This is a genomic window from Streptomyces sp. NPDC050617, from assembly GCF_040654795.1.
Taxonomy (GTDB): domain Bacteria; phylum Actinomycetota; class Actinomycetes; order Streptomycetales; family Streptomycetaceae; genus Streptomyces.
The window spans coordinates 512938-536142 of the sequence record NZ_JBFAIS010000002.1; the positions used below are offsets into that span (position 1 = coordinate 512938).

Sequence of the window (23205 nt, forward strand, 5' to 3'; positions counted from 1 at the left end):
GGTTACCGGGCCTCAATCACGCGGACGCGGTGGTCGAAGGGGAAGAGCAGCGCCGACGGCGCGAGCTCTATGCGGTCGGTGGCGTCGCCGCGCCGCCCGGTCAGCGGGTCGGCGGGGTGCAGCAGCACCTCGTCCACCAGCTCCACGCCGGGCACCCGCTGGAGCGCCGCGAAGATCTCGCCGGAGCGCAGCGGCCGGCCGAACGGCCAGCCCTCGCCGTGCGCGCCGCCCGTCAGCGGGTCGAGGTAGTCGTAGAGCGCGTCGAGCGCCTCGGCCCGTACCCGCTCGGCCTGCGCGGCGCGGAACGAGTGCAGCGTCGCGACGACCGTGACGCCCTGGTAGAACGGCGGGCCCACCGACAGCCGGGTGCCCAGCGGGCGGCGCTCGTCGAGGAACTCCGTGACCCGGCCCAGCAGTTCGTCGCCGGGCACCAGCTGCTCGAAGCGGAGCCGGCCGCCGCGGTCGGAGACGGCCTGCGGGACGACGAGGACCCGCACCGCGTTGTCGCCGTGGTCGTGCTGGTCCGCCGCGAGGCAGGCGATACGGGCGGTCTCGGGCGCGGCGCGGCGCGCCAGCTCCTCGTAGTCCCGCGCGGTGACGGCCCGTTCCTGGGCGCGCAGCGCGATGGGGGCCCGTACCTTCGCCTCCTCGACCGTCTCGCCGTCGACGCCGCCGCGCGCGGCCTCCCGGTTCACGACGCGCGCGATGTACGGGATGGAGCTGCGCAGCACCTGGATCGCGCCGCGCGCCACATTGCCGCCGCGCCCGCCGCCGGTGCGGTAGCGGGTGGCGCGGATCATCGCGCCCTTCGCGGGCACGGCGCCGAACTGGTGCACCTCGCCGTCCGCCTGGCGTACGGACGGGCCGAAGGCGATCTCCCCGGTGGCCGCGTCCAGGGTGAGGTGGCGGTCGTCGGGGCCCGAGCGCGCGAAGTCGCCGACGACCTCCCAGCCCTGCCAGCCGTCGCCCTCCGAGACCTCCAGCAGCAGCGGCGGGTGGTCCCCGACGACGGGCGCGTGCGCGAGCCGCAGCCGCTGGCCGGGCACGCCCGAGGACTCGCCCAGCGACTCGTCCTGGACGACCTCGGCGTGGGCGGCGGTCGTCGTGCCGCCGATGGTGAACGCGGACGCGGCCCGTACGGTCGGCGAGGCGCTGTAGAACGGCTGGCCCGGCGCGGCCTCCGTCACCCGGCAGCGCAGCCAGCCCGCCTCGCGGCGGCCGACGCGCGAGAGCAGATGGCCGGAGGGGATGTGCAGCACGACCTCGCCGGGCCGGTTGAGGCCGCCGGTGGAGTCCTCGTCGACCTCGCACTCGATCCAGCCGTCGGCCGTCCACGCCTCCCAGCACAGCGGCGGCTGCCGGGGGTCGACGCCGACGCCGTCCACCCGGCTGTCGAGGTTCAGCACCGCGACGCACCGCGGGACGGCCGCCGACAGCCCGAACAGCAGCATGTCGCCGGGTTGCGGCGACTCGCCGAAGACCGGCACGTCGTCGCCGCCGAAGATGTCCTGGCTGCGGTCCTCGGGCGAGGATCCGGCTTCCTGCCGCAGCACGGTCTCCAGCTCGCACGGCACGATCGTCAGATCGTCCTCCGTCGCGAAGGCCACCGCCTCCTCGGACTCGGTGCGGTTGGTCGCCACCTCCGTGCCGGTGGGCAGCACGACCGGCTCGTCCTGCGGCGCGGAGAGCCAGAACGTGACGGCCGCGCGGGCCGCGGCGGGCGGGAAGAGGTTGACGCCCAGCAGGTCGAGGAAGGCGAGGTGGTTCTTCTCCGGCACCCGGTTGAGGCGGTAGACGACCTGGTCCGCCATGTGCGCGACGGCCTCGATGAGGGTGACGCCGGGGTCCGAGACGTTGTGGTCGGTCCACTCGGGGCAGCGCTGCTGGATGTAGCGCTTGGCGTCGTCGACGAACTGCTGGAAGCGCCGGTCGTCGAGGTGGGGGGCGGGCAGGGCCATCAGACGTCGCTTTCGGTGGACGGGATCACGTAGAAGGGGAAGACGAGGGAGCGCGGGTTGTTGGTGCCGCGCACCGCGTACCGCACGTCGATGTACAGCACGGACGGGTCGTCCGGCGCCGGGCTCACCGTCACGTCCAGCACCTCGATGCGCGGCTCCCACCGGTCCAGCGACAGCCGCACCTCGTACCGGATGCGCCCGGCCGTCGCCTCGTTGACCGGCGCGAAGACCAGATCGTGCACCGCGCACCCGAATTCGGGCCGCATCGGCCGCTCGCCCGGCGCGGTGGCCAGCACCAGCCGCATGGACTCCTCGATCTCGCGCTCGCGGCGGACGAGCGCGATGCCGCCGGAGACATCCGTGCGCATCGGGAACGCCCAGCCCGCACCGACGAATTGCTCACTCATCTGCCGTGGCCCCCTCAGGCTCGGATAGGCACTCAGTCTCGGGTCGGCGCTCAGTCTCGGACATGGACTCGGATTTCTTCCTCCGGATCAGACGGGTCAGACGGATCGGACGGATCGGACGGGTCAGGCAGATCGCATGGATCAGATCGGCAGCGGGACGTTGTTGACGACCACCACCGGCGTCTCCATACCCACGACCATGGGCGAGGTGAGCGTCACCGGTCCGTCGGCCTTCATCCCGGCTGTGAGGCCTGCCTGGATCTCCACCGCGGCGCCTCCCTCGATGTTCACGGCGCCCTCCGCGTTGATGTCCGCCTCGGCCCCCGCGGTGACGCCGAACTTCATCCCCGCCTTGATGTCCACCGCGGCCCCGGCGGTGATGCTGATCGCCCCCCCGGCCTTCAGCGACAGATTGCCGCCGGCCGTGATGCCGACGTTGCCGGTGCCCCTGATGTGCACGCTGCCGTCGGCCAGGATGCTCACGCTCGTCTGGATCTCGTCGAGGTGCACAGCGAGCCTGCCGTTGCCCGTCTGGAGCCGGATGCCGCTCTTCATCTTCGACTTGGCGTCCACCAGCTCCAGCGTGTGCCCCGAACGGGAGGTCAGGCTGCGCCAGTTGACCTTGCCGCTGAGCCCGTCGACCGGGGCGAGGCCGTCCGGGTCGGGGGTCGGCTTGTCCTTCCCGTTGTACAGGCCCGCGATGACGTACGGGTGCTCCAGCGAGCCCCGGTCGAAGGCGACCAGCACCTCGTCATCGACCTCGGGCATCAGCAGCCCGCCGCCCTTGACCCCGCCGAACTGCGCGACCCGGCACCAGTCGCTCTCGTACGTGTCCGACAGCCACGGGAACGTCAGCTTCACCCGGTTCAGCTTCAGCGGGTCCTTGGCGTTGCTGACCAGCGCCACGACCACGCCCGGCATGGTCGGCGTCTCCTCGGAGCCGCCCGAGGCGAGCCCGTACAGCGAGCGGAACTGCCGCGCCGAGACATGCAGCCAGGTGGTGAACGGCCGCCCCGACTCGAAGACATGGCGGACGCCGGTCGCCGTGTACTTCCCCTCGAAGGGGAAACCGGCGCCCTTGAGCGCGACGGGGTGGCCCGGCCGCATCTCGGGGTTGCCGGTGATCGCCACCTCCAGCTCCGCGAAGGAGTTCGCGACGTCGTCGGCGAGCGCCTTCGCGGCGTGCTTGACCTGCCCCGACGTGGTGTACGGAGTCTGCGTCCCGGTCAGCTCGGACGACCCGAACGGAGTCGACACCTTCCCCGGCGTGATGTCGGCGACGATGTCCTCGCTCTTCGTCGCCGGGGAGTCGGCGTACAGCGAGCGCTTGGCCCGCATGTCCCAGCCGCGTGCCGAGGCGCGCTTGACCTGCCCGGCCGCGGTGACCGCCACCCGCGCCTGGGTGGTGTTGTGGCCGAATTCGAGCACGTACGGGGACTGCGCGGCCGGAGTGGTGTCGGACGGCGCGCCCGAGGCCGGCGGCAGATCGGTGAACTGGAGCTTGCCGTGCTGGTCGAAGTAGAGGTGGACGTCGTTCTCGGCGGCGAGCCGGGAGAGGAAGTCCCAGTCGGTGATGTTGGGCTGGGTGGCCAGCTCGTACACCGTGGGCGTCGAGTCGATCTTGCCGGTGGTCAGGCCGTTCTTGCCGGCGAGACGCTTGACGATGTCCCCGGCCGTCATGTTCGGGTACCCCTCGACACGGCGGTTGCGCAGCAGCCGGTGGCCGAGGTCGTAGCCGCGCACCACCAGCGACTTGCCGCCCGCGTCGACGTCCGCCTCCAGCGCGGTGACCTCGCCGGTCAGCATCGGGTCGCCGCGCCTGCCGTCCGTGAACGGGCTGAGCTTCGCCTTCGCCCCCACCTTGATCTGCGGGAACTTCTTCAGGATGTCGCTGCCCGAGTCGTCGAACGTCAGCTGGAACGCGGAGGGCACGTTGACGCTCGCGTCCACCCACCCCTCGATCAGATGGGCCGCCAGCTTGTCGGTCAGCACCGCCCCGCCGATCTCCGCGTGGAGGACGGTGGTGAAGGTCTTCTCGCTCATCAGTCCTCCTCGGCCAGGTCCGGCGCCCGTACCTCGTCGGCGGCCGGCAGCAGCAGTTCGGTGCCGGGGCGCAGCCGCATCGGGTCGTCGATGCCGTTCGCCTCGGCGATCACCCGCCAGCGCGTCGCGTCCCCGTACTCGCGGTAGGCCAGCGAGGCCAGCGAGTCGCCCGCCACGGTGCGGGTGATCCGGCGCGCGGAGAGCGCCCCGGACGTCGGGTTCTGCCCCTTGGTGGACATGGCCACCTCGGTCAGCGACAGCGTGCAGGCCGCGCGGATCGGCTCGCCGGTCGGGTTGAACAGCGTGTAGTTCGCGTTGACGGACGTCACGTACGCGATGAACTGCACCGTGTTGAACGACCCCCACGAGAACCGCACCCACGGCGGCGACGGCCGCTTGGACTGCGAACTCTGCGACGTCACCTCGCAGCAGGACAGCAGCAGTTCCACCTGCTTCTGCACCTTGCCGGACTTCGGGGCGCCGGACGCGTCCAGGAACACCTCCAGCTGGAGCGTCGCGGGCCGGGTGCCGGTGAACTTGGGCGGCGCGCCGCGCATATACGCCACCGCCTGCCGGGTCTGCCACTCCGCCTCGCGCCCCATCTGGAGCTGGGTCGGGTTGAACTGGAACTCCACTTCGCCGATCTTCCCGCCCATCGACCCGCCCAGGTCGGTGGGGGGCTGATGGATCGCGAGCGACGCCCGTACCAGGCTCGCTCCCGCCTTGCCGCCGGTGGGCGCGGCCATCAGGCACCTCCCGCGTCAGTGAAACCGTGATGGGCGATCTCGAGGGTCTCGGTCGCCACGCTCGGACTCTCCGGATTGAGACTCGGCCCCTGCCAGCGCACCGGCAGCACCTCCACCAGCCCCCACTGCGCGACGATCGAACCGTTCGCGCGGAGCGCCGCGATCTGCGCCGTCGGCCGGCTGATGCCGGTGGCGATCGACGAGATCCAGGCGGCCACCCGCGACGTCTCGGCGGTCAGCGGGCGGGTCAGCCGGATGGTGGAGAACGTCACGCGGGACGGCAGCTGCCACACGAAGCCGTTGTTGCCGCCCTCCTGCCGCTGCTCCACCTCGACCTCGGAGGCGAGCCCCTCGCAGCCGTTGAACAGCCCGAGGTCCTGGCCGTCGATGGTCAGCTTGAAGAAGACGGTGGAGCCGGGATCCTGGGTGTTCGGCATGCGTGGGTTCTCTCGCTAGCTGGTACGGGGCGGGGCTGATGGAGGTGGAGCCGGCGCGCTCAGCGCCCGCGGTCGCGCAGCCGCCCGATGCGCTCGCGGTCCATGCGCAGCTCGGCCCGCAGCAGCCGCGACAGCGGCGCGACGAGCCGCCGCGCCAGGTCGTCGAGCTGGGCTGGGGTGGGCGCGGTGACGGGCTCCGGCTTGCTCGCGGCCGATGCCGACGCGCTCCCCGCGGGGGTGGGCGCGGGCGCGGGCCGGGGCGCCGGCGGCGGTGGCGGCGGAGCGGTCCGCCGCTGCTCCGGCGGCTCCGGCGGCGGCTGAACGGGCGCCGGCTCGGGAGCGGGCGCGGGCGCCGGGGCCGGCGACGCCACCGGCACCTCGACGACGCGCCGCTGCACGGGCGCGGGCACGGCGGCGGGTGCTACGGGCTTCCGGAGGGGGACGACGGGGGCGGGCTGCGGTGGGGCGGCGGCGGTTGCGGCTGCCGTGTTGACGGTATCGATGGTGCTGATGGTGGGGTCGGTCCGGCGCTGGACGAGGGGCGCGGTCGCCTGGGCCAGGCCGGGGCCGTTGCCTTCGGCGGGGGCGGGCTCGCGCGGTACGGGCGGTACGGGCGGTACGGGCGGCGCGATCGCCGCCGCGCGCTGCACGGGCCGTACCACCGGCCGCGCCCCGGTCTCCGGCTGGAGCGCGCGCCCGACCGCGGCGGCGTCATGCGCGGACTCCAGCCGGTTGCCGGGGGCACCGATGGTGGCGCGCCGCTGGACGACGGGCTTGGGCGGGGTGCGTTGAGCCCGTACGGGCGCGGGGCCGGTGGCGTCCCGCTTCTGCACGGCGGCCGGTCCGCTCTGCTCCGGGGCGTCGCCGCCGGGAGCCGGGGAGGCGGTGTCGGCGGCCCGCCGCTGAACAGCGGGGGCCGTCGGGGGCTGGGGTCCGGAGGCGCATACGGGCGCGGCGTCGCTGCCCGTCGCCGGTCGGCGCTGGATCGCCGGGGCGATGGAGTTCGCGGCGCCGGTCGCCGGCTGCCGTTGGACGGCGGGGCCCGCCGGGGTCCGGGCCTCGGCGGCGCGTGCCGACGTGGCACCGTCCGTCGTCGCCGACCGTGCGGGGGCCGCGCCGTCGGGCGCGGTCCGGCTGGTGTGGATGGGCGCGGCGCCGCCGGTCGTGGGCCGGCGCTGAATGGCCGGTCCCGTCGAAGACGGAGCGGTTTCGCCGCTCGCCGCCGACCGGCGCTGGACGGCGGGTCCTGCCGAGGGCGCGGACGGCTGGGGCTCGGTGGCGCGTACGGCCGAAGCGGCGGAGTCCCCGGTGCTGTTGTCCGGGGTCCGGCTGGTGTGGATGGGCGCGGCGCCGCCCGTCGTGGGCCGCCGCTGTACGGCCGGTGCCGTGGCGTCTTGGGAGCCGGCCGGGCGCGTCGCCCCGGAACGGTTCGCCGACGCGTCGCCTTCGGCGGCCGGGGCCGTGTTGCCGTGGGGCCCGCCAGACGCCGCCCGTCGCTGTACGGCCGGGCCGCCTGGCGCTGCCGCGTCGGCGGCGGAGGCGGGGTTGCCGTGGGCTCCGCCCGTACTCGACCGCCCTGCCGCGTCGGCGGGCGAGGCCGGGTTGCCGGCGGTACGCCGCTGTACTGGCGCAGCCGACTGGTCGAGGCCGCGGCCCGTCGCGGCCCGCGGCTGTATGGCGGGCCCGCCGGGCCCTGCGGCGTTGCCGGGTGTCTGCCGCTGCGCGGCGGGGCCGGGCCCTGCCGGGGTGGGGCCGCCCAGGGCGTTGCCCGGTGTCTGCCGCTGCACGGCGGGGCCGCCCGTCGCGTCGCCGCGGTCGCCACCGGCGGACCGGGCCGACTGCCCGTGCGTACCGCCCGTCGCGGCCCGGCGCTGTACGGCCGGGCCGCCGTGACCCGCCGTGTCGCCGGAAGCCGACTGGCCGTGGCTGCCGCCGGTCGTGGCCCGTGGCTGTATGGCGGGACCGATCTGGCTCGGCCCGTCGCCTGAAGCCGACGGGGCCGGGGTGCCGCCGATCGTGGTCCGACGTTGTACGGCCGGACCACCCTGGCCCGCCGCGGTGCCGGCGGCGTTGCCGCCGGAAGCCGGCTGCCCGTGCGTACCGCCTGTCGCAGCCCGTGGCTGTATGGCGGGGCCGCCGGGCCCTGTCGTGTTGGGGCCGCCCAGGGCGTTGCCGGGTGCTTGCCGCTGTGCGGCGGGGCCGCCGGGCCCGGTCGTGCCGGGGCCGCCCGTGGCGGTGCTTGGTGTCTGTCGCTGTGCGGCCGGGCCGCTGTCGCCGTGGGCGCCACCGGAGGACCGGGTGGCCGACCCGCCAGGGGCACCGCCCGTAGTCGCGCGCCGCTGTACGGCGGGGCCGCCGGGCCCTGTCGTGTTGGGGCCGCCCATGGCGGCGCCCGGTGTCTGTCGCTGTGCGGCCGGGCCGCTGTCGCCGTGGGCGCCACCGGAGGACCGGGTGGCCGACCCGCCAAGGGCACCGCCCGTAGTCGCCTGCCGCTGTACGGCCGGGCCACCCGAGCCATGCCGCTGCGCGGCCGGGCCGCCTGTCGCATCGCCCGGAGCGGACTGCCCCTGGGCACTGCCAGCCGTCTGCCGCTGAGCGGCCGGGCCGCCCGCCGCGTCGCCCGAAGCCGACTGCCCGTGCGGGCCGCCCGCAGCGGGACCGCCCATGGCAGAACCGCCCGTAGCGCCCCCACCCGTGGTGGAGCTGCCCGTAGTCGCCCGCCGTTGCACAGCCGGACCGCCGGGCCCGGCCGGGTCGGGGCCGCCCGTGGCGGCGCCTGGTGTCTGTCGCTGTGCGGCCGGGCTGCCGTCGCCGTGGGCGCCGCCGGCGGTCTGGCCCGTGGTCGCGCGCCGCTGTACGGCGGGACCGCCCGGCCCCGTCGCGTCGGCACCAGAGTTCGGCCCGCCCAGGGCGTTCGCCTGCCGCGCCGCTTCGCCCGAGGCCGGAGGCCCGTACGTACCGCCCGTAGCGGAGCCGCCCGAAGCGGCCCGTCGCCGTACGGCCGGGCCGCCCGGCCCCGCCGCATTGCCCGCCGCCCGGCGCTGAATAGCCGGCCCGACCCGGCCAGGCGTGTCGGTCGGACCGGTCGGGCTGGACTGGCCCGAGCCGTCGCCCGGCTCCCGCCGCTGAGCCGACGGCGCGTCCACGGCGCGGATCGGCGCGGAGCCGCCCGCCATCGGACGCCGCTGGATCGGGGGGCCCGCGGGCGGGCCCGTCTGCGGCGGCGGCGCGGGGGAGGTCTTCCGCTGAACGGGGGACGGACCGGAGGGCCCGGTCTCGCCGCCGTCCGTGGTGCGCCGCTGCACAGCGGGGCCCGGGGCCGGACCGGAGGTCGAGGGCTCGGCGGGGACGTCCGCGTTCGCCGCCTGTCGCCGCACGGCCGATACGGGGGTGGTCGGCCGTACGGCGACAGGGGCTTCGGCCACCGGCGCGGTGCGTTGCGCGTCGGCGGCCGCGGTCCCCGACCGGGTGGTGTGGCCCGGAGCGGGGACGTTCGTGGGCCGCGCCGTCGGCAGACGGCGCGGCACGGCGGTGGGGGCCGCCGTGGTGAGGCCGCGGGCCGCGGCCCGCTGGACCGGAGCCGTGCGCAGGGAGCGCGGCTCCGGGGGTTCGGGGTCGGCGGGGCCGTCCGTAGGGCCGCGCCGGGCCACCGGCAGGACCGGCAGCGCGGGCAGCACGCTTCCGCTCCCACCGCTCGGGTCGGCAGCCGGCGCGGCACTCGGCATGGCCGTCACCCGCGAGATCACTCCGCCGACCGTCCCGCCGGGCGCGGAGGCCCGTACGTCGTGCCCCAGTTCCCCGCCGAAGGACGGGTCGCGGTGCGAGGCCAGCGACGCGGTGAAGCCGGTCTCGACGACCGGGTTCACCGCGCCGAGGACTCGCTGCACGGGCGGCACGGCGGCCCAGCCCCCGTCCCGCGCCTCAGCGGGCGCGGCGGGAGCGGCGGTCGCGGCAGCTTCCGAGGACGAGGACGAGGACGAGGACGAGGACGGCGGCGCGGGTGCGCCGGCCGGGGCCGGCCCCGTGCCGGCCCCCGTCCGCCGGGACTTCCTCCTGCTGAACAACCCCATGCCCCGTCACTGCTTCCCTTCGGCGCGTTCCACCAGTTCCGCGATCCGCGTCGCGTACGCGCGCCGGTCGGCGTGTTCGAGGTCGAGGATGTCCTCAAGCCCCCAGTGGAAGTGGTAGGCGAGGTACGCGACTTCCTCGTGGATGCGGTCGGTCGCGTACGTCACGATTCCCCCAGGCGGCTCCCGGCCAGCTCCACCTCGAAGGACTCCGAGCAGTGCGGGCAGGCGACCGCGGCGCGCGTGTGCCCCTCCGCGTTGATCTGCCGGTAGAAGTCCTGGAGGAAGGCGAGGTCGGAGGCGAACATGTTCTCCACCGTGCCGTCGTGCACGATCGGGAGGGTGCCCAGCCGGGTGATGACCCTGCCGAGCAGGACCACCGACAGATAGGCGGGGTTCTCCCGTACGCGCACGTCGCGCAGGGGGATCAGTTCGTCGCGGGCCGTCGCGAGCCGCATCGCGCCGTTGCGGTGCACGGTGCCGGACTCGTCGACGAAGCCGCGCGGCAGCTCGAACTCGAACTCTGTGCGCAGGGGTTCCCGCGCCTGCTGCGCGGCCGGGCCGGGCGCGGCGGGGACCGGCCCCGCCGTGCCCGCCGGTGCCGCCGGGCCTTCGCGCCGCATTACTCGATGACCAGCTCTTCGAAGACGATGGTGACCTGCTCGGTCAGCGCGGCGGCGTCGCCGGCCTTGACCCCGCTGGTCTCCACCTTGCTGCACCAGGCGTTGCGCATGTTGTAGCGCTTCACCGGGTTGTTCTGGAAGTCCATCATCATGATGGTGGCGTTCTTGCGGGCGGAGCCCATGTCGCCGGCGATGGACTGGTTGATCCACTCGCTGAACGCGGACGACTGGGTCATACCGCGCGTCACCGTGGCCTCGCCGGCCTTCTTGGTGCCGGGCATCTTCTTGACGACGGGCTTGCCGTCCGCCGAGACCTGCTGGTACTCGATGACGTCCTGCTCCATCGTCAGGCCGCTGACCTCCTGGAGGTACTCGACCATCACGCCGTCGATCTGGAGGCCGAAATTATGTGTGGTGAGGGCGTCACCGGGCTGAAGCGACAAGGGAGTTCACTCTTCCTTCTGTTCCAAGGCTGGTACGGGACGGCTGCTGCCGCGAACGCGGCCGGGGGCTACTCCTCCAGTTCGCCGCCGCCGCCGGAGAACTGCGCCAGCCGGAACACCACGAACTCGGCGGGCTTCACCGGCGCGATGCCGATCTCGCACACGACCCGGCCGACGTCCACCGACTCCGGCGGGTTGGTCTCCTCGTCGCACTTCACGTAGAACGCGTCCTCGGGCCGCGTCCCGAACAGCGCGCCCGCGCGCCACTCGTTGACCAGGAACGCCGAGATGTTGCGGCGGATGCGCGCCCACAGCGCCTGGTCGTTGGGCTCGAAGACGACCCACTGGGTGCCGATGAGGATCGACTCTTCGAGGTAGTTGAAGTACCGGCGGACGTTCAGGTAGCGCCAGGCCGGGTCGGACGCCAGGGTGCGCGCGCCCCAGATCCGGATGCCGCGGCCGGGGAAGGCGCGGATGCAGTTCACGCCGATCGGGTTGAGCAGGTCCTGCTCGCCGCGGGTGATCTGGAGCTCCAGGTCGACGGCGCCGCGCACGATCTCGTTGGCCGGGGCCTTGTGCACGCCGCGCTCGGAGTCGTTGCGCGCCCAGACGCCGGACATGTGGCCGGACGGCGGCACGGTCTTGGTCTGGCCGGTGGCCGGGTCGAAGACCTTGATCCAGGGGTAGTAGAGGGCGGCGTACCGCGAGTCGTAGCCGGCGACCTCCTGCCGCCACTGGCGGATCTGCCGGGCGCCGAGCGACGGCGGCGGGTCCAGGATGGCCATCCGGTCGCCCATCAGCTCGCAGTGCGCGACGAGACCGAGCTGTACGGCCTTGACGTGCTCCAGGTCGATGAGGCCCTGCTGGTAGGCGGCCATCAGGTCGGGCACGGCAACCATGTTGATCTCGTCGAGCGCCTCCAGCCCGCCGAAGCCCGTGCGGTCGGCGGAGTCGCCGATGAACCGGCCGGGGGCGAGCTGCTCCAGCTCGGCGCCGGTGTTGGGCGCGGCGGCGGGCGCGGGGGCCGGTACGGCCGGGGCGAGGGCGACGGTCTGCGCGTCGGGCTTCGCCAGCTGGGCGGCCGGGGCGGCCTCTTCGAGGACGATCAGCTTGGAGCGCTGCTTGACCTGCGTGACGACGTAGTTCCGCGCGCTTTTCTTGGCGCTCACGTCGAAGCTCTCGACGGCCTTCTCGCCGTCCTTGACGACGAGCTTGAAGCGGTCGGCGGCGCCCTCGCCCTCGACGTCCTGCACCTCGACGCTGATCGAGCCGCCGGCGATCGCGGAGACCTTGAACGAGCCGAGCGCCGCGGGCTCCCCGGCGACGAGCTCCTTGACCAGGCCGTTGGACGCCTTCTCGCCCTGCGCGCCGCCGTCCGTGCCCGCGGACTGGTCCGTGCCGCCGACCCGGATGACGTACGCGGCGCTGCCGCCGTTGTTGAAGAAGCCGTAGACGGCGTGCGCGAGGTAGTAGCCGTCGGCGAACTCACCGAAGGACGCCACGTACTGCGACCAGTTCGTCACCAGCGTCGGCTCATTGACCGGACCGACCGGCGCCAGGCCGACGAAGGCCGCGACGGAGGTGCCGACGCCCTCGATGGGGCGCGATCCGCTGGCGACTTCTTCGACGTATACGCCGGGGGACAGGTAAGAGGGCATGGGGGCTGAACTCCTTGCGACGGTGAAGTTGGCGGCACGGGGCAGCGGTGGGACGGCGGAGGACGGTGATATCTCTCCCGTTGACGGTGATATCTCTCCGGTGCGCTCCCCATGACCTGGCCTGACTCGCCCCGTCCTGACCAGTGGTGACGATCGTCCGGTATCGACGATGGCGTATCGGCCCGGCGGCCCGAAGGAGCGAACGGACGTCGTCGGGGGCAGGGGTCATTGCCCGAATGGACACAACTGGCACTGGCGGCCCTCTTGACGCCCTACGAGGCAATGGGGCAAAGGCGTACATGTCGCACCGTCGAGACTCCCTTAGGCGGTCGACGAGTGCGCCGGGCAGCGGCTGGAGTAGCGTCTGTGGGCGAACGTGAGTAGAACGTGAGTACAAAAGGGCAACGTGATACGCCCCGGCGAGACGAGGAAGAGGAGCACGGGCGGGCTGTGTACAGCGACGAGGACGGGCCGGGCGCGGCGCCCCGGTTCCAGCTGCTCGGACCCGTACGCGCGGAGCTCGACGGCCGCCCGCTGGAGCTCGGCCCGCCGCAGCAGCGGGCGGCCCTCGCGGTGCTGCTGCTGCGCGACGGGCGCTCCGCCCCGCTCGTCGATCTGATGACGGCGCTGTGGGGCGAGGACCCGCCGCTGCGCGCGGTCGGCACCGTACGGACGTACATCTCGCGGCTGCGGTCCCTGCTGGAGCCCGCGCGGCGGAAGCACGAGCCCAGCCGGCTGCTGGTGTCGACGCCGGACGGCTATGCGCTGCGGGTGCCGGCCGGGCGGGTGGACGCCGCCGAGTTCGAGCTGCGGCTCGCCGCCGCCGCGCGGGCCCGCGCGGCCGGGGACCCGGCCGCGGGCCATCAGGAGTTGAGCCGCGCCCTCGCCCTGTGGGACGGCACGGCGCTGGCCGGGCTCCCCGGCCCGTACGCGGAGCGGGAGCGCGACCGCCTCGGCGAGCTGCGCGTCACGGCGACCGAGGACCTCTTCGACTTCGCCCTGCAACTGGGGCGGCACGCGGACACGGTGGCGGAACTGCGGGCGTTCGCGGCGGAGCATCCGCTGCGCGAGCGCGCCCAGGGGCTCCTGATGCAGGCGCTGCACCGCGGCGGGCGGCAGGCGGAGGCGCTCGCGGTGTACGCGACGACGCGGCGCATCCTCTCCGTGGGGCTCGGCGTCGAGCCGGGGCCGGAGCTGGCGGCGCTGCACACCACGGTGCTGGCGGGCGAGCCGGGGATACCGGCGGCGCCGGAGCCGCTGCCGGAGGTGAAGGTCCCGCAGCAGGCGGAGCCCCCGGCGGAGCCCCTCGACCCCGTGCCCCGCGACCCGGCCGGACCGCCCGCGCCCCATCTGCCGCTCCCCGCCCAACTCCCGTACGACATCGCGGATTTCGTCGGCAGGGAGGCCGTCGTGGGGGCGCTGTGCGAGACGCTGCTGGCCGCCGACGGGCGGGCCGTACCGGTCGCCACGCTCACCGGGCTGGCCGGGGTCGGCAAGACGGCGCTCGCCGTGCACGCCGCGCACGCGGTGCGCTCCGCGTTCCCCGACGGGCAGTTGTACGTGGACCTGCGCGGCGGCGACCCGGACGCCATGAGCAGCTCCGCGGCGCTCTCCCACTTCCTGCGCACGCTGGGCGTCGCCGACCCCGAACTGCCGGACGGGCTGGAGCAGCAGGCCGCGCTGTACCGCTCGCTGCTCGCCGGCCGGCGGATGCTCGTCCTCCTCGACAACGCCCGCGACACCCGGCAGGTGCGCCCGCTGCTGCCCGGCGCCCTCGGCTGCGCGGTGCTCGTCACCAGCCGGTCGCGGACCATCACCCTGCCCGGCGCGCGGCTGGTGGACGTGGAGCTGCTGCCCGAACGGGACGCGCTCGCCCTGCTCTCGGCCATCGCCGGGCCCGACCGGGTCGCCGTCGAACCGGTCGCCTCGCGCGAGCTGGTCGCGGCCTGCGGCCGGCTGCCGCTCGCCGTGCGGATCGCCGCCGCCCGGCTGGCGGCCCGGCCGAGCTGGGCCGTCGCCGATCTCGCGGAGCGGCTCCGCGACGAGCGGCACCGCCTGGACGAGCTGCGCGTGGACGACCTCGGCGTGGAGTGCGCCTTCCGGCTCGGATACGCGGCGCTCACCGACGACCTGGCCCGCGCGTTCCGCCTGGCGTCCCTCGCCGACGTGCCGGCCTTCAGCGCGGCCTCGGTGGCGGAGCTGCTGGGGGTCGAGGTCGGCGAGGCCGAGCGGATGCTGGAGGGCCTCGTCGACGCCGGGCTGGCCGAGGTGCGCTCCGGCAACCGGTACGGCTACCACGACCTCCTGAAACTGTTCGGGCGGCGGCAGAGCGAGAGCGCCGACAGCCCCGAGGAGCGGTCCGCGGCGCTGCGCCGGCAACTGGACCACGCACTGGCGACGGTGATCACCGCGATGCGGCGCATCCGCCCGCACAGCGTGGTCCCCGACCAGCTGCACCGCCCGTCCGCGCCGGGCCGCGACCTGGCCGACGCGGACGCGGCCCGCGAGTGGCTCTGGAACGCCCACCCGCAACTGCACGGCGCGGTGCGGCAGGCCGTCAACGGCAGCGGCGCCGCCCTGCGCCCGGCCGTGGACCTGCTGGTCGCCTGGGCGAACCTGGTGCAGGGCACCGCGCGCCGCAACGACCTGGAACCGCTCGTGGGGGAGGCCCTGACCGCCGCCATCCGGCACGGCGACGACCGCAGCGCCGCCCGCGTCCTGCGGCTGCTCGGCGCGCCGCACTACGGCATCCAGACATACGAGAACGCGGAGACCGCGCTGCGCGAGAGCCTGCGGCTGGCGGAACAGGCGGGGGACCGGCTGACGTGCGCCGAGGCGGCGCACGACCTGGGCATCGTCCTCACCGCGCGCGGCCGACCGGCCGAGGCCATCCCGCCCTTCGAGCAGGCCCACGAGCTCTTCGAGGCCATGGGCTCCGACAGCGACGCCGCGCACGTCCGCTCGTACCAGGCCCGCGCGTACAGCGCGCTCGGCCGCACGGCGGAGGCGGCCGTCGCCACCCACGAGGCGGTGACCCGGGCCCGCGAACTGGGCCGCCCCGACACCCTCGCCCACGTCCTCTACCAGGCGGGCTGCACGGCCCTGACCGACGGCCGCACCGCCGACGCCCTCCAGTACCTGCACGAGTCCCGCCGCCGTCACCACACCGCCCGCGACCTGCGCTGGGAAGCCATGTGCTGGGCCCGTCTCGCCCACGCCGAACTGGCCGCCGCCCGCCCCGAGGCGGCCCTCGCCCGCGCCGAGAAGTCCCTCACCATGGAGCACGCCCTCGGCGACGCCTTCTGCCGCGGCCTCGCCCGCGCCGCCCAGGGCCGGGCCCTCCTCCAGACCGGCGCCCGCAAACAGGCCCTCACCACCCTCCGCGCCGCCCTGACGGACCTCCAGGGCCACAGCACCCACGAGACGGCGGAGGCCGCGACCCTCCTCGCGGCGGCGGAGGCGGCGGAGGCCGCGGCGGCGACGGACCCGGCCGCGTAGGGCGGCCGGACGGACCGCGGACCGGCCGCCTCTGCCTGATCGTGGGGGCAGCACCGCTGCCCCCAGCTCTGCCCTCCCGTACCAGCCGAAATCCACCGCGCCGTCTAATGTGCCCAGATGGCTTCGGCGACCCGTCGCCGCGCGGGACCGGGTGGGCGGAACCGCACCGCCGGCCCGGTGGCCGCAAGGGCTGATCGGGCATGGATGGCTGCCCCCGATGCTGCCCGTGCGTACGCTTCGCGCGCGGTCCCGGTCGCGTTCACTGTCGACGGTGAGCATGTGGACTTCACTGGAACCGGCCGCGACCTCCGTCGACCCCGGATCCAGCGCCGGTGTGCGCCTGCGTGTGCGCAATACGGGGGACACCGTCGAGGAGTACCGGCTGTCGCTGGTGGGCGACGCGGCGGGCTGGGGGCGGGTCGAGCCGGATGTGCTGCGGCTCTATCCGGGGGCGGAGGGCACCGCCCAGGTGGATTTCGCTCCGCCGCGCACCTCCGACGCCAAGGCCGGGCCCGTTCCGTTCGGCGTGCGCGTGCTGCCGCGCGAGCAGCCGCAGGCCGCCGACGTCGCCGAGGGGCAGATCACGGTCGGCGCGTTCGCCGAGATGAACACCGATCTGATTCCGCTCGTCGTACGCGGCAGATGGCGTGCCACCGCGCAGGTCGCCGTCGACAACCTCGGCAACCAGCCGCTGACGACGTCCTTCTCCACCCGCGATAACGGCGACTCGCTGTCCGTCGACGCCGATCCGGGGGCCGTCCAGGTCGCGCCGGGACGCGCCGGGTTCGCCCTGCTGCGGATCAAGGCCGGGTCGATCAGCTGGGTCGGCGGCACCCGCAAGCACCCGTTCACGCTGTCCGTGCTGCGGGCCGGGGTCGCGCAACCCACCGAGCTGCGCGGTACGTACGTGCAGCCGTCGATCCTGCCGCGCTGGCTGATGGCGATCCTGGGCCTGCTGCTCGCGCTGCTCATGATCTTCTTGGTGCTCTGGTTCCAGCACAAACCGGGCGTCTCCACCCAGGCCCGCGAGAAGCAGGGGGAGCTGACCAAGCTCCCCCAGGGCGAGATGTCGAAGGCCCCGAGCCCGCCGCCGACCCAGGAGCCGACCCCGACGCACACCCCCGAGAAGCACGACGACGGCGGGGACAAGAAGGGCGGCGGCGGAGGCGGCGGCGACGGCGGGAAGAAGAAGCCCGCCGGCCCGAAGCTGTACACCATCAAGGACAAGGCCGACGGCACCGGCTGGTACCTCCAGGCCAACGAGGGCAAGCAGAAGGACGGCACGCAGGTCGGCCAGAACCCGAAGTGGACGGGCGACCAGTACGGCCGCAACCAGCTGTGGATCCTGCACCACTACAAGGACGACAACACCTACGCCCTGGAGCCGGCCAACGCCCGCGGCAGCGTGATGGAAGTCAAGATCACGCCGGAGTACACCACCAACGAGATCCAGATCATGCACGTCAACAAGGAGGATCTGGCCTCGGGCAACCTGGCCGCCAAGCAGAAGTGGCGCCTCGTGGACGCGCCCGGCGGCGAAAAGGACCGCAAGCGGATCGTCAGCGTCGAGAACAACAACTGCGTCTACGACATGAAGAACGACAAGGGCTCGACCACCCAGGGGTGCGACCCGAACCCCAACGACAACATGGACTGGATGGTCGTCGCCAAGTAGCACCGCGGCTACGGCGAAGCGCCCGGCGGGAGGTCTCCTCCCCGCCGGGCGCTGCTTCATATACGGCCGGAACGCTTCAGGTCACGTCCACATCAGCGCCGGTCCCGGCACCAGCCGGCCCATCTTGCGGTACTCCCGCTCGGCCCCGGCCCGTACGTCCGCCGCCGACACCGGCCCGCCGCGCGCCGCCGCCCGGTATCCGGCCGTGACCGCGGCGCTGCGGATTCCGCCGCCGGACAGCTCGAACTCCTTGGCGCACACGTCCAGCCCCAGGTCCGGCTCGCACGGCGTCGAGGCCAGGCAGCCCTCCCACAGCGCGACGCGCTGCGTCTCGTCCGGGAACGGGAAGTCCACCACCAGGTCGAGGCGGCGGGTGAACGCGTCGTCGATGTTGGCTCGCAGATTGGTGGTCAGCACCGCCACCCCGTCGAAGGACTCCAGCCGCTGGAGGAGGTAGGCGCTCTCCAGGTTGGCGTACCGGTCGTGGGAGCTCTTGACCTCCGAGCGCTTGCCGAAGACCGCGTCGGCCTCGTCGAAGAGCAGCACCGCGTCCGTACGGTCCGCCTCCACGAAGATCCGCTCCAGGTTCTTCTCGGTCTCGCCCACGTACTTGTCGACGATCGCGGAGAGGTCCACCACGTACAGGTCCAGGCCCAGTTCCCCGGCCACGACCTCCGCCGACAGCGTCTTGCCGGTGCCCGACTCGCCCGCGAACAGCGCGACCACCCCGCGCCCGCGCCCGCCGCCCGTACGCAGCCGCCACTGGCCCAGCACCTGCTCCCGGTGGCGGGCGCGCTGCGTCAGCTCGCGCAGCATCCCGAGCGGCTCCTCGGGCAGCACCAGATCGCCGAACCCGACCGCGGGGCGCACCCGCCGCGCGTGCCGGTCCAGCAGCGGCGCGGACTGCTGCCGCGCGCTGTGCTGGACGTGGGCCGCGGTGAGCGGGCCGCCGTCGAAGGCGGCGAGCGCGGTGGCGGTACGGGCGGCCCGGCGGATCTGCGCGGCGCTGAGCCGGTACGCGGCCACCGTCTCGGCCAGCTCGAAGCCCATACCGGCCGGCTCTTCCCCGAGACCCAGCTCCGCCGACCACACGCCCGCCAGGTCCACGGCGTCCTGCGGCGCATCCATCCCGACCAGCGTCACATCCGGCGCCCAGCCGGGGTCGTACGGCTCGGAGCCGAAGCAGACCACCGTGGCGTCCGGCACGGCCAGCGCCTCGATCAGCGGTCCGGGCCGCTCGGGCACCGGCCCCACCACCAGGGCGGCCCCGCGCAGCCGCGCCTCCCGCACCAGCAGCGGCGCGATCCGCGCGGGCTCCTGCCCGGCGCGCGACGGGTCGTAGCGCAGGACGGGCAGCCCGGCGGCGGCGAGCGCGCCGGCGGCGGGCCCGGCGGCGGTGCCGGGGCGACGCTCCCGCAGATGCACGGCGAGCGGCCCGGCCTGGGCGAGCGCGGCGAGCCGGGCCGCGAACGGGCCCGCGTCCGCGGCTTCCGGCGGCACGAGCCGTACGCCCGCCGCGCCGAGGCCGCCGTCGAGCGCGTCGTCGCCCAGCAGGTGCGCCACGACCCGTTCCGGCACCCGCAGCGCCCGGCCCGGCAGCGGCCGGTCCTCGTCCTCGACGTCGAGCAGGCCGCCCGAGATGAGCGGCGCGGCCGGGTGGAAGCGGGCGCGGGCGGCGGCGTCGTACGGGCCGGTGCCCGCGAGGTCCAGGGCGAGGGCGACCGTGGCGCGGCGGCGGCCGACGTCGTCGTTGAGGTAGCCGTAGAGCGGCTCGAACCCCCGGTCGGCGTCGGGGGCGAGCGCGGCCAGCAGGATGTGCGCGTCCAGCGGCGAGAGGCCGAACCGCTCGGCCAGCCGGACCAGCCGGTCCGTGCCGTCGGCGGTCCCGGCGCCCCAGCCGCCCGTCACCTCCTCGGCGGGGTCGGCCGGACCGGCGGTCCGCGGCCCCGGCTCGGCCGCCAGCCGCTGGGCCGTCTCCGGCGACACGTACAGCCCGCGCAGCGGGTCGTCGGCCGTCGGGTCGTCGGCGCTGCGGTGCGCCACGAGCGCGGCGACGCGCTCGCGCAGCAGTCCGAGCCGCCGCAGCACCGCCGTCCCGTGGGCCTCCGCCGTCCCGTGCGCCTCGGCGGCGCTCACTCGGCCACCGACCGCGGCTCACGGCCCCGGCGGGATCTGCCGCGCGGGGAGCCGCTCGCCCCGGAGCCGTCGCCCGGCACCGAGCGCAGCACGCGCGGCTGCGCGTCCCCGGGAACTCCGTTGACGCCCTTGACCTGGGTGACCGCTTCCGTGACCGGCGGCGCCACCTCGTACGAGGGCGAGACCGGGAACGGCACCGTGATCACCACGTCCAGCGAGGGCTTCAGCTCGCCGCCCAGCGCCGACCAGATGTCGGCGATGGAACGGGACTCGGCGGGCGGCACCCCCACCGACATCGGCAGCGTCAGCTCCAGGGCGGTGAGCGCCTCCGGCAGCGCGGCGGCCGGCAGGATCTCGTGCGAGAGCAGGCAGCCCAGCGCCGCCGACAGCAGCCGGTGCTCGTCCTGGGGCCGCGTCGTCCACGCGGTGAGCAGGTACGACAGCCGGAACCAGCGCGGCGGCTGGCGTCTGCGGACCACCATGCCGGACGCGTCCCGGACGTTGATCGCGCCGCGCTCGCGGCGGGCGACCTCCTCGCGGATGTCGTAGAGATACGCGTTGAGGGTGGGCGCGTTGCGGCGGGCCGCCCAGTCGCGGGTGGGCGCCTCGAACACGACCTCGCCGGTCGTGTCCGGCAGCGCACCGCCGCGCAGTACGCGCCGCAGCGCCTCGTCGACCTCATGAATCACGCGCGTCCCCCGGCTGTCGACTCGGTCCCATCAGCGGTCCCATCAGATGTATCCCTCCCGCAGCGCGTACGCGACGGCGTGCGCGCGGTTGTGCAGTTGCAGCCGCGTCATCAGGGCGTGCAGGACGTTCTTCACGGTCCGCTCGGAGTAGGCGAGCTTCTCCGAGATCTGCCGGGTGTCCATCCCCTCCGCGACCAGCCGCAGCACGTCCACCTCGCGGGGCGCCATGCCCAGCGTCGGGACGAACGAGGACGAGGCGGAGTCCATCGCGGACCGCCGCAGCCGCCCGACCTGGGTCAGCAGTCTGTTGATCAGGTCGGGCGGCAGCTCCCCCTCGCCGCGGGCCGCGCTGTGCACGGCGCGCAGCAGCTTCTGCGGCGTGGCCTGGTGGCGCCAGAGGATGGCGCGCACGCCGTACTCCACGACGGTCATCAGCTCCGGCTCGCGCAGTTCGTTCGCGATCAGCACCACGCGCTGCTCGCCGCCTCGGACAAGGCGTCTCAGCTCGGCCCCGGCCGCCTCGTCGACACGGTCGACGAGGGCGACGGCGACGGTGCCGCGCGGCTCCTCCCCGGCGCCCGTGCCGGGGCGCTCCAGGAGTTCGACGGTGGGCTGGTGTTGAAGGTGGCTGATGACCCCGGCCCGGCTGAGCGGGTCTGCGGCGTGGACGACCACCGTGACGCGTTTTTCGAGCACTGGTGTTCTGTTCCTTGTCTTCCCCCGTGTAGCGACAGTCCCAGAGTGCTCGGTAGTGCTCAACAAAAGATTGCCGAACTATCAACGGATCACTGACGTTGTGTTCAACAGGTGTCGATCAGGTGCCCGAACGTTCACATCGCCGGTGTGTTCCAGGGCAATCGGGGCGTCTCGTCGTGTCACAGAACCGAGCTCCGGGCGACCCTAGCCCCGGCGGCCACACGCCCGACACCCCTCGCGGCGATGGGCGGCGATCGGCGGCGGCGGGCGGCGGTGGGCGGCAAGAAAAAGACCACCCGCACAGGGCGGCCTTCCGGCCCCTGTGCGGGTGGTCCTCGTCCGTGCGCGCGTACCGCTACTCGGCGGGCGCGGTCTCCGCCTCCTCGCCCCCGAAGCGGGCGCGGTAGACCTCCAGGTCCTCATCCGTGATCTTGGCGAAGAGCACCGGCGGCACCGTGAAGTCCGTACCGGCCGGCACCGACGCCAGCGCCCTGGCCTCGTCGCCCGAGACCCACGTCGCCGTGTCGTCGGCCAGCGCGAACGCCGAGCGCATCGCCTTCGCCGAGGCCGGGATGAACGGCTCGGAGACCACCGCGTACAGGTGGATGAGGTTCATCGCCGTACGCAGCGTCAGCGCCGCGCCCTCCTGGTCGGTCTTGATCTCCAGCCAGGGGGCCTTCTCCTCCAGGTAGGAGTTGCCCGCGCTCCACAGCGCCCGCAGCGCGGCGGCCGCCTTGCGGAACTGGAGCGCCTCCAGATGGCCCTCGTACTCCGCGAGCAGCTCCGCGATCTGCTCGCCGAGCTTCCGCTCCGCCTCGCCCGGCGCGCTGCCCGCCGGCACCGCGTCGCCGAAGCGCTTGCGGGAGAAGGACAGCACGCGGTTGACGAAGTTGCCGAGGGTGTCGGCGAGGTCCTTGTTCACGACGGAGGAGAACAGCTCCCAGGAGAAGGACGTGTCGTCCGACTCGGGGGCGTTCGCCATCATGAAGTAGCGCCAGTAGTCGGCGGGCAGGATCTCCAGGGCGTCGCCGGTGAAGATGCCGCGCCGCTGCGACGTGGAGAACTTGCCGCCGTAGTAGTTCAGCCAGTTGAAGCCCTTGACGCAGTCGACGCGCTTCCACGGCTCGCGGGTGCCGATCTCGGTGGCCGGGAACATCACCGTGTGGAACGGGACGTTGTCCTTGCCCATGAACTGCGTGTAGCGGACGTCGTCGGCCTCGTACCACCACGACTTCCAGTCGCGGTTCTCGTCACCGTCCGCAGCGGCCTCCGCCCACTCCTTCGTCGCCCCGATGTACTCGATGGGCGCGTCGAACCAGACGTAGAAGACCTTGCCCTCGGCCGCCAGCTCCGGCCAGACGTCCGCCGGCACCGGCACGCCCCAGTCCAGGTCGCGGGTGATCGCGCGGTCGTGCAGCCCCTCGGTCAGCCACTTGCGGGCGATGGACGAGGACAGCGTCGGCCACGCGTCGCCGACCGCGTCGATCCACGCCTCGACCTCCGCCGCCAGCTTCGACTGGAGGAGGAAGAGGTGCTTGGTCTCGCGGACCTCCAGGTCGCCGCTGCCGCTGATCGCGGAGCGCGGCTCGATGAGGTCCGTGGGGTCCAGCACCCGAGTGCAGTTCTCGCACTGGTCGCCGCGCGCCTTGTCGTAACCGCAGTGCGGGCACGTGCCGACGATGTAGCGGTCCGGCAGGAAGCGGTCGTCGGCGAGCGAGAAGACCTGGCGGATCGCCCGCTCCTCGATGAAGCCGTTCTCGTGCAGCTTCCGCGCGAAGCGCTGGGTGATCTCGATGTTCTGCGTCGAGGAGCTGCGGCCGAAGTGGTCGAAGGCGAGCGCGAAGCCGTCGTAGATCGCCCGCTGCGCGTCGTGCTGCTGCGCGCAGTACTCGGCCACCGGCAGCCCGGCGTCCTTGGCGGCCAGCTCGGCGGGGGTGCCGTGCTCGTCGGTGGCGCAGATGTACAGGACGTCGTGGCCGCGCTGGCGGAGGTACCGGGAGTACACGTCCGCCGGGAGCATGGACCCCACCATGTTGCCCAGGTGCTTGATCCCGTTGATATACGGAAGGGCGCTGGTGATGAGGTGTCGAGCCATTGCAGGCTGCTCCCAAGTCGGTACCGGGTGTGAC

The 23205-nt window shown here is 74.0% G+C and carries 17 protein-coding genes; 2 read left to right on the forward strand and 15 right to left on the reverse strand.

Annotated features, from left to right (window positions below; translation table 11 throughout):
• Positions 1 to 2: 2 nt before the first annotated feature.
• The 11 genes from AB0I49_RS04850 to AB0I49_RS04900 all read right to left on the reverse strand — a co-directional run bounded on the left by AB0I49_RS04850 (position 3) and on the right by AB0I49_RS04900 (position 12382).
• Entirely contained in the window at positions 3 to 1958 is a 1956-nt protein-coding gene (locus tag AB0I49_RS04850) for a putative baseplate assembly protein (protein WP_363225391.1), read from the reverse strand.
• Positions 1958 to 2365: a GPW/gp25 family protein gene (locus tag AB0I49_RS04855; protein ID WP_362159256.1), complete on the reverse strand. Its 408-nt coding sequence runs from the start codon at positions 2363 to 2365 to the stop codon at positions 1958 to 1960. The genes AB0I49_RS04850 and AB0I49_RS04855 overlap by 1 nt, the downstream gene beginning before the upstream one ends.
• A gap of 141 nt (positions 2366 to 2506) precedes the next feature.
• Complete coding sequence (locus tag AB0I49_RS04860) at positions 2507 to 4408, reverse strand: VgrG-related protein (protein ID WP_363225392.1); 1902 nt, start codon at positions 4406 to 4408, stop codon at positions 2507 to 2509.
• Positions 4408 to 5154 carry a LysM peptidoglycan-binding domain-containing protein gene (locus tag AB0I49_RS04865; RefSeq protein WP_363225393.1) on the reverse strand — a complete coding sequence of 249 codons (747 nt, stop codon included), beginning with the start codon at positions 5152 to 5154 and terminating at the stop codon, positions 4408 to 4410. The genes AB0I49_RS04860 and AB0I49_RS04865 overlap by 1 nt, the downstream gene beginning before the upstream one ends.
• The gene (locus AB0I49_RS04870) at positions 5154 to 5591 is read right to left on the reverse strand and encodes a phage tail protein (protein WP_363225394.1); all 438 of its coding nucleotides are present in this window, start codon (positions 5589 to 5591) and stop codon (positions 5154 to 5156) included. Before AB0I49_RS04870 ends, AB0I49_RS04865 begins: the two co-directional genes overlap by 1 nt.
• 59 nt (positions 5592 to 5650) lie before the next feature.
• The gene (locus AB0I49_RS04875; protein WP_363225395.1) at positions 5651 to 9478 is read right to left on the reverse strand and encodes a hypothetical protein; all 3828 of its coding nucleotides are present in this window, start codon (positions 9476 to 9478) and stop codon (positions 5651 to 5653) included.
• A 34-nt stretch (positions 9479 to 9512) separates the two neighbouring features.
• The gene (locus AB0I49_RS04880; RefSeq protein ID WP_363225396.1) at positions 9513 to 9671 is read right to left on the reverse strand and encodes a hypothetical protein; all 159 of its coding nucleotides are present in this window, start codon (positions 9669 to 9671) and stop codon (positions 9513 to 9515) included.
• On the reverse strand, positions 9668 to 9826 hold the full coding sequence (locus AB0I49_RS04885) for a DUF6760 family protein (protein WP_363225397.1): 159 nt from the start codon (positions 9824 to 9826) through the stop codon (positions 9668 to 9670). The genes AB0I49_RS04880 and AB0I49_RS04885 overlap by 4 nt, the downstream gene beginning before the upstream one ends.
• Positions 9823 to 10281 (reverse strand): hypothetical protein, encoded by a 459-nt coding sequence (locus tag AB0I49_RS04890; RefSeq protein WP_363225398.1) that lies wholly within the window; start codon positions 10279 to 10281, stop codon positions 9823 to 9825. The genes AB0I49_RS04885 and AB0I49_RS04890 overlap by 4 nt, the downstream gene beginning before the upstream one ends.
• On the reverse strand, positions 10281 to 10724 hold the full coding sequence (locus AB0I49_RS04895; protein WP_363225399.1) for a phage tail protein: 444 nt from the start codon (positions 10722 to 10724) through the stop codon (positions 10281 to 10283). The genes AB0I49_RS04890 and AB0I49_RS04895 overlap by 1 nt, the downstream gene beginning before the upstream one ends.
• A gap of 68 nt (positions 10725 to 10792) precedes the next feature.
• Positions 10793 to 12382, reverse strand: a complete 1590-nt coding sequence (locus AB0I49_RS04900; protein WP_363225400.1) for a phage tail sheath subtilisin-like domain-containing protein — start codon at positions 12380 to 12382, stop codon at positions 10793 to 10795.
• Positions 12383 to 12832: 450 nt separating this feature from the next.
• Between AB0I49_RS04900 and AB0I49_RS04905 the strand changes: the two genes are divergently transcribed.
• Together AB0I49_RS04905 and AB0I49_RS04910 are read left to right on the forward strand one after the other, a co-directional pair.
• On the forward strand, positions 12833 to 15880 hold the full coding sequence (locus tag AB0I49_RS04905; protein WP_363225401.1) for a BTAD domain-containing putative transcriptional regulator: 3048 nt from the start codon (positions 12833 to 12835) through the stop codon (positions 15878 to 15880).
• A 271-nt stretch (positions 15881 to 16151) separates the two neighbouring features.
• Positions 16152 to 17555, forward strand: a complete 1404-nt coding sequence (locus AB0I49_RS04910; protein ID WP_363225402.1) for a hydrogenase expression protein — start codon at positions 16152 to 16154, stop codon at positions 17553 to 17555.
• Positions 17556 to 17636: 81 nt separating this feature from the next.
• Here the strand turns inward: AB0I49_RS04910 and AB0I49_RS04915 are convergent, their stop codons facing one another.
• From AB0I49_RS04915 to metG, 4 genes are all read right to left on the reverse strand, one after another.
• Entirely contained in the window at positions 17637 to 19691 is a 2055-nt protein-coding gene (locus tag AB0I49_RS04915) for an ATP-binding protein (protein WP_363225403.1), read from the reverse strand.
• Entirely contained in the window at positions 19688 to 20380 is a 693-nt protein-coding gene (locus tag AB0I49_RS04920) for a DUF4255 domain-containing protein (RefSeq protein WP_363225404.1), read from the reverse strand. Before AB0I49_RS04920 ends, AB0I49_RS04915 begins: the two co-directional genes overlap by 4 nt.
• Before the next feature lie 42 nt (positions 20381 to 20422).
• Positions 20423 to 21076: a response regulator transcription factor gene (locus AB0I49_RS04925; protein WP_363225405.1), complete on the reverse strand. Its 654-nt coding sequence runs from the start codon at positions 21074 to 21076 to the stop codon at positions 20423 to 20425.
• A gap of 355 nt (positions 21077 to 21431) precedes the next feature.
• The gene (gene metG / locus AB0I49_RS04930) at positions 21432 to 23171 is read right to left on the reverse strand and encodes a methionine--tRNA ligase (RefSeq protein ID WP_363225406.1); all 1740 of its coding nucleotides are present in this window, start codon (positions 23169 to 23171) and stop codon (positions 21432 to 21434) included.
• Between the last annotated feature and the right edge of the window lie 34 nt (positions 23172 to 23205).

Bases quoted from the DNA above. Each gene is read 5' to 3' on its own strand.
- metG (WP_363225406.1), bottom strand. From the start codon at position 23,171: ATGGCTCGACACCTCATCACCAGCGCCCTTCCGTATATCAACGGGATC.
- AB0I49_RS04865 (WP_363225393.1), bottom strand. From the start codon at position 5,154: ATGGCCGCGCCCACCGGCGGCAAGGCGGGAGCGAGCCTGGTACGGGCG.
- AB0I49_RS04860 (WP_363225392.1), bottom strand. From the start codon at position 4,408: ATGAGCGAGAAGACCTTCACCACCGTCCTCCACGCGGAGATCGGCGGG.
- AB0I49_RS04890 (WP_363225398.1), bottom strand. From the start codon at position 10,281: ATGCGGCGCGAAGGCCCGGCGGCACCGGCGGGCACGGCGGGGCCGGTC.
- AB0I49_RS04850 (WP_363225391.1), bottom strand. From the start codon at position 1,958: ATGGCCCTGCCCGCCCCCCACCTCGACGACCGGCGCTTCCAGCAGTTC.
- AB0I49_RS04900 (WP_363225400.1), bottom strand. From the start codon at position 12,382: ATGCCCTCTTACCTGTCCCCCGGCGTATACGTCGAAGAAGTCGCCAGC.
- AB0I49_RS04855 (WP_362159256.1), bottom strand. From the start codon at position 2,365: ATGAGTGAGCAATTCGTCGGTGCGGGCTGGGCGTTCCCGATGCGCACG.
- AB0I49_RS04870 (WP_363225394.1), bottom strand. From the start codon at position 5,591: ATGCCGAACACCCAGGATCCCGGCTCCACCGTCTTCTTCAAGCTGACC.